General features: G+C 65.8%; 12 protein-coding genes. All 12 read right to left on the bottom strand.

What is annotated here, in order from left to right:
- Positions 1 to 171 carry a CsbD family protein gene (locus tag AX744_RS04390; protein WP_061015500.1) on the bottom strand — a complete coding sequence of 57 codons (171 nt, stop codon included), beginning with the start codon at positions 169 to 171 and terminating at the stop codon, positions 1 to 3.
- A 48-nt stretch (positions 172 to 219) separates the two neighbouring features.
- Entirely contained in the window at positions 220 to 381 is a 162-nt protein-coding gene (locus AX744_RS20175; RefSeq protein WP_157543515.1) for a hypothetical protein, read from the bottom strand.
- Between the two features lie 52 nt (positions 382 to 433).
- Positions 434 to 565, bottom strand: coding sequence for a hypothetical protein (locus AX744_RS21195; protein ID WP_269454440.1), 132 nt, complete (start codon positions 563 to 565; stop codon positions 434 to 436).
- A gap of 2 nt (positions 566 to 567) precedes the next feature.
- Positions 568 to 1,116 (bottom strand): hypothetical protein, encoded by a 549-nt coding sequence (locus AX744_RS04385; protein ID WP_061015499.1) that lies wholly within the window; start codon positions 1,114 to 1,116, stop codon positions 568 to 570.
- A gap of 48 nt (positions 1,117 to 1,164) precedes the next feature.
- Complete coding sequence (locus tag AX744_RS04380) at positions 1,165 to 1,431, bottom strand: GlsB/YeaQ/YmgE family stress response membrane protein (RefSeq protein WP_061015498.1); 267 nt, start codon at positions 1,429 to 1,431, stop codon at positions 1,165 to 1,167.
- 32 nt (positions 1,432 to 1,463) lie between these two features.
- On the bottom strand, positions 1,464 to 1,730 hold the full coding sequence (locus AX744_RS04375) for a hypothetical protein (protein ID WP_061015497.1): 267 nt from the start codon (positions 1,728 to 1,730) through the stop codon (positions 1,464 to 1,466).
- A 16-nt stretch (positions 1,731 to 1,746) separates the two neighbouring features.
- Entirely contained in the window at positions 1,747 to 1,941 is a 195-nt protein-coding gene (locus tag AX744_RS04370) for a hypothetical protein (RefSeq protein WP_061015496.1), read from the bottom strand.
- Between the two features lie 17 nt (positions 1,942 to 1,958).
- Positions 1,959 to 2,573 carry a hypothetical protein gene (locus AX744_RS04365; RefSeq protein ID WP_061015495.1) on the bottom strand — a complete coding sequence of 205 codons (615 nt, stop codon included), beginning with the start codon at positions 2,571 to 2,573 and terminating at the stop codon, positions 1,959 to 1,961.
- Complete coding sequence (locus tag AX744_RS04360) at positions 2,570 to 3,154, bottom strand: DUF6286 domain-containing protein (RefSeq protein WP_061015494.1); 585 nt, start codon at positions 3,152 to 3,154, stop codon at positions 2,570 to 2,572. Before AX744_RS04360 ends, AX744_RS04365 begins: the two co-directional genes overlap by 4 nt.
- On the bottom strand, positions 3,151 to 3,561 hold the full coding sequence (locus AX744_RS04355) for a hypothetical protein (RefSeq protein ID WP_061015493.1): 411 nt from the start codon (positions 3,559 to 3,561) through the stop codon (positions 3,151 to 3,153). The genes AX744_RS04360 and AX744_RS04355 overlap by 4 nt, the downstream gene beginning before the upstream one ends.
- Positions 3,561 to 3,749, bottom strand: coding sequence for a DUF2273 domain-containing protein (locus AX744_RS04350; protein WP_061015492.1), 189 nt, complete (start codon positions 3,747 to 3,749; stop codon positions 3,561 to 3,563). The genes AX744_RS04355 and AX744_RS04350 overlap by 1 nt, the downstream gene beginning before the upstream one ends.
- Positions 3,746 to 4,169, bottom strand: a 424-nt coding sequence (locus tag AX744_RS04345; RefSeq protein ID WP_061015491.1) for an Asp23/Gls24 family envelope stress response protein, incomplete at its 5' end; no start/stop codon positions are given. The genes AX744_RS04350 and AX744_RS04345, both read right to left, overlap by 4 nt.

Here is a 4,169-nt window from a genome sequence, read left to right as displayed (position 1 = left end):
CTACTTGAGTTCGTCTTTGACGTCCTCGGTGGTCTTCTTCACCTTTGCTTCGGTCTGGTCGACGGCACCTTCGGCAGCGAGCTTGTCGTTGTCGGTGGCGTTGCCGATCTTCTCCTTGGCCTTGCCGGTGAGGTCCTGTGCAGTGTTCTTGATCTTGTCGTCGAGTCCCATAACGGGTTCCCTTTCCCTTGTGGTGTGGCACCGCGTGTGCGGGGCGTGTCAGTCGTCGTCGGAGTCGATGACGGCGTTTTCGGCGGCATCCATTGCCGCTTGGCCTTCTTCGGGTGATTCGGATCCCGCGGATGCTGCGGAGTCGTCGTCTACCGAGGTGTAGTTCTCATCATTACCCTGCGTGGAGGGGTCTGTGCGCGAATCGTTCATGTGCTCTCCGGTCAGTTGTGTGGTGAGGAGCGGGTTTGTGTGCGCGTCCGGATCAGCCCGAGGGGTTCTCGAGCGGGCGACCTTTGTCGTCCGTGGTCTCGGGGAGAGGCGCGCGGGGCGTGTGGGAGTCCTGTTCCTTGCCGGCATTGTCGGCGGGTTTCGGGTCGTGCTTGTGGTTCGACATGCTCAGCTCCGGTGGGTGAGGCGGTGCAGGAGCCCGACGACAGGACGTTGCTGTTCGCCCTGTTGTGCGCCGAGCACGATGAGCACACCGGTGAGAGCAGGAAGGACCCATTGCATGACGCGCTGTTGACGCTGCGCGGAAGCCAACTCCGGCGACGCCGCCCCATCGGCCTCGGTGACGCCCTTGCCGCCTTCGTCGGCATGGTTGCCGATCTTGGTGCCGAGGATTCCTGCGTACAGGGTGGCGGCAGCGGCCGCAGCGGTGAGCACGAGCTTCACATTCGTGTTCGTGCGGGATTCCGGCTGCGCCGCCAAGCGTGACTTGTTACCCACGATGAGGCCGGCGCCGCCGATGCCGTGCGCGATGATGGCAGCCAGCTGGACCGGCGCCCACTTTGCCCATCCGATGGAAGACAACCGCAGACGCTCCGCCGGATCGGTGGCTTTCGCGGTGCCGCCGTTGAGGCCGACGGCGCCCATCAGGGTGCCTCCGAACCACGCGGCGAGTCCCACGTCGTGCAGGGATCGAACAAGAGTGTTGCGACCGGTCATGGTGCGGTTCCTATCGGTGATGAGTGTGATCTGTGAGTGGGGTGCCGTTTAGGACTTGGCTTTGCGGCCGACGAAGAAGCCGTAGATGAGGAGGACGATGAGCGATCCGCCGATGGCGAGGAGCCAGGTCTGCAGGGAGAAGAACTCCTCGAGCGGAGCGTTGAACAGCACACTTCCCAGCCACCCACCCAGGAGTGCGCCAACGACGCCGAGGAGGAGGGTGATGAACCAGCCGCCGCCCTGCTTGCCAGGGAGGATGAGTTTGGCGATGGCGCCGGCGATAAGGCCGAGGAGAAGAAATCCGAGGAATCCCATGGGGTGATCTTTCTGTGCGGGGTCGCGACGGGTCAGTCGCGGCGAGCGAGGGTGGTGAGGATAGCGGTCAGCCCGGCGAGGGAGACCGCGCCGATGGTGAGCACGCGTGCCGGGTTGTCGCTGTAGGCGGTGCGCAGCTTGTCCAGCGCGTCGTTGATGAGGATGCGTGCCTTGTCGACGGTGTCGGTCACGATGTGGCCGAGGTCATCGGTCTTGCCGTTCGCGGCGTTCGAGGTCTTGTCGATGGCGTCGTATGCGGTGTGGGCGGCGTGGTCGGTGTTGTCTGTGTCTGAGGCCATGAGGGTTCTCTTCCGGCTACTTTGCGATGGCGCGGGTCAGTTTGCGGCTGCCGGCTTTTGTGGTTTTGCGTGCGGAGCGCACGCCGCGGGTGTTCCACGCCTTCTTCGCGTTCTTTTTGATGGAGCGGTATCGGCCATGGCCGGCGCGGGCGCCGAGCGTGTAGGCGCCGAATGCGATGGCGGCGACGAACAGGATGCGGAGGGAGGTCATATCAATCCGTTCGGTGGTTATGAGAGGCGACGCTGGTCGTGCGCGAGCTTGGCGCGCAGGCCGGAGTGCACCGAGATGTAGGTCTGGACGTTCTTTCCGGTCAAGGTCGCCAGGTTTGAGACGAGTTGGTCCACGTCGGCGACCACCTGGGCTGGGGAGGTGTTTTGCCGTGGTGTCACGCTGACGTGCATGACCGGGGTCTTGCGGATGTCGTTGGCGGTGACTGCGGAGAACAGGATCTCGTCGCGCTGATTCAGGGAGTGTTTCAATGCGTCGGAGGCGAACGAATCCTGCACGGTGACGCGTCCGAGCGGGTTCTGTGAGCCGGTGGAGCGCAGGACCGTGTGGGAGCGGCCGCCGCCGACTCGGGTGAGCGCGACGATGAGGAGGATGACGAGGAACAGGATCAGCACGATGGCGGCAACAGCGATCCAGCTGATGGTGGTCGCTCCGACTGTCGTGGTGGCAATCGCGTTGTCCAGCCATCCCTGCCCGGCCTCGGTTGCTCCGGTCCAGTATTCTGCGCCGGCGGGCCACACGATGATGGCGACGAGCACGGCGCCGATGGCCAGGAACAGGATGCCGATGATGAATAGAACGATCCTGTTCAGGGCGCGGTTGGTGCGGTTCATTGCTCGTCCTCGTTTTGTTTCGGGCGCTCCACGCGGACGCGGGTCTTCACCTTGGGTGTGAGCTGGTAGCTGTCCACCTCGGTGGCCGCGAGTTGCTGGATCGGGTCTTTGTCGAGGGGGACGCCGACGGCGGTGCGCACGGTGACATCGACGGTGCGGTGCGAGACACCGACGGTGATGTCCTCGCGGGCGATGCCGGTCTCGTCACTCAGATGCTGGGCGACGGATGCGGCGATGACCCCGTTGTCCACGAGCACCGCACGGTTGTCGTGCTGCATCTGGTGTTTGGACAGCCGCCCGGGGGCGAGGGCGAGGAAGACGAAGATGACGCCGAGCACGGCGAGCACGACCCCGAAAATGGCGACGAGCCAGCCGGGTTGCGCGGTCGGCAGCCCGATGAGCCACGTCGCCGCGGCCGCGGGCCCCAGCAGCAGCGCGGGCTGTGCGAGCAGGAACAGCACGATCTCGGTACCGATGTAGATCAGCACGACCAGCAGCAGCACGACCGCGATGATCATCGCGACGGTGCGGGGCGAGTGGGTTTCGCGCCGCAGGACGCGGCGGAAGACGGGGGAGCTCATTTCACTCTCTTCTTCTGCTGGGCGATGACGGCACCCGTGATGGTGATGTTCACCCGGGTGACCTCACGTCCGGTGACGTGCGCGATGCGGTCCCGGAGTTGCTCCTGCGCGGTCTGCACACGCTCGAGGACCGGGGCGCCGGCACGGATGGCGGCTGTGTCGTCCAGGTGTGGGATCGGGAGGGGTGTGCGGATCGTCAGGGAGATTCCGCCCCGCGCTTCCGACACCCCCACCGATACGTCACCGCGATCCACCCGCAGGGTGGTGGCAGTCGCTTCCTCAGCGACCTTCACGAGCACGCGCTCTTTGATGGTGATGCGGCCAGGGTAAGGCGAGGCGTCGTGCGACGCCCCGGCGGCGACCCGCGTGAGGTCGCCGCCGGCCTGGCCGGCTCCAGCCGCACTCATCACGAGGTGCGCCGGCCGGAGAACGCGTTCGCGAGACCGCGCACGTCGAGCTTGCCCGACATGATGCGCCCGACGAGCGCGCCGATACCCATGAACAGGGCCACGAGGAGGAATCCCCAGAACCCGAACAGCAGGATCGAGACAGCGAGGATGACGCCCATCAGAGCGCCGGTGACGGTCGGGCTCATGAGACGCGCGACTCTTCCTCGTCCTTGTCGTCCGACGGCAGGTGCACGTCGTTGACCTCGACGTTGACCTCGACAACCTCGAGTCCGACCAGCTGGCTGATCGCACCGCTGACCGCAGCGCGGACGTTGGAGGCGACCTCCTGGACCGGCATCGGGTACTCGACGACGATGGTGATGTCCGCGGCGGCCTGGGTCTCCCCGACCTCGACCTTGACGCCCTGGGACTTGTCGTCGGCGTTCACGACGCTGCGGATCGCACCCATCGCACGGGCGCCACCGCCACCGAGCGCGTACACGCCGGGAACCTCACGCGCGGCGATACCGGCGACCTTGGCGACCACACCATCGGCGATGGTCGTCTTGCCGGCCGCGGTGTCATCCGAGGTGGGGCGGGCGGGGGTGGTGCGGTCCACCCGGGAG

The sequence above is a fragment of the Microbacterium sp. CCH5-D1 genome (assembly GCF_001557335.1).
GTDB lineage: Bacteria > Actinomycetota > Actinomycetes > Actinomycetales > Microbacteriaceae > Microbacterium > Microbacterium oxydans.
The sequence above is the reverse complement of the archived record's forward strand: the minus strand, read 5'-3'. Positions and strand labels throughout refer to the sequence as shown.

Excerpts from the sequence above, each read along its gene's own strand:
- AX744_RS04390 (WP_061015500.1), bottom strand. The coding sequence starts at position 171 with ATGGGACTCGACGACAAGATCAAGAACACTGCACAGGACCTCACCGGC.
- AX744_RS20175 (WP_157543515.1), bottom strand. The coding sequence starts at position 381 with ATGAACGATTCGCGCACAGACCCCTCCACGCAGGGTAATGATGAGAAC.
- AX744_RS21195 (WP_269454440.1), bottom strand. The coding sequence starts at position 565 with ATGTCGAACCACAAGCACGACCCGAAACCCGCCGACAATGCCGGCAAG.
- AX744_RS04385 (WP_061015499.1), bottom strand. The coding sequence starts at position 1,116 with ATGACCGGTCGCAACACTCTTGTTCGATCCCTGCACGACGTGGGACTC.
- AX744_RS04380 (WP_061015498.1), bottom strand. The coding sequence starts at position 1,431 with ATGGGATTCCTCGGATTTCTTCTCCTCGGCCTTATCGCCGGCGCCATC.
- AX744_RS04375 (WP_061015497.1), bottom strand. The coding sequence starts at position 1,730 with ATGGCCTCAGACACAGACAACACCGACCACGCCGCCCACACCGCATAC.
- AX744_RS04370 (WP_061015496.1), bottom strand. The coding sequence starts at position 1,941 with ATGACCTCCCTCCGCATCCTGTTCGTCGCCGCCATCGCATTCGGCGCC.
- AX744_RS04365 (WP_061015495.1), bottom strand. The coding sequence starts at position 2,573 with ATGAACCGCACCAACCGCGCCCTGAACAGGATCGTTCTATTCATCATC.
- AX744_RS04360 (WP_061015494.1), bottom strand. The coding sequence starts at position 3,154 with ATGAGCTCCCCCGTCTTCCGCCGCGTCCTGCGGCGCGAAACCCACTCG.
- AX744_RS04355 (WP_061015493.1), bottom strand. The coding sequence starts at position 3,561 with ATGAGTGCGGCTGGAGCCGGCCAGGCCGGCGGCGACCTCACGCGGGTC.
- AX744_RS04350 (WP_061015492.1), bottom strand. The coding sequence starts at position 3,749 with ATGAGCCCGACCGTCACCGGCGCTCTGATGGGCGTCATCCTCGCTGTC.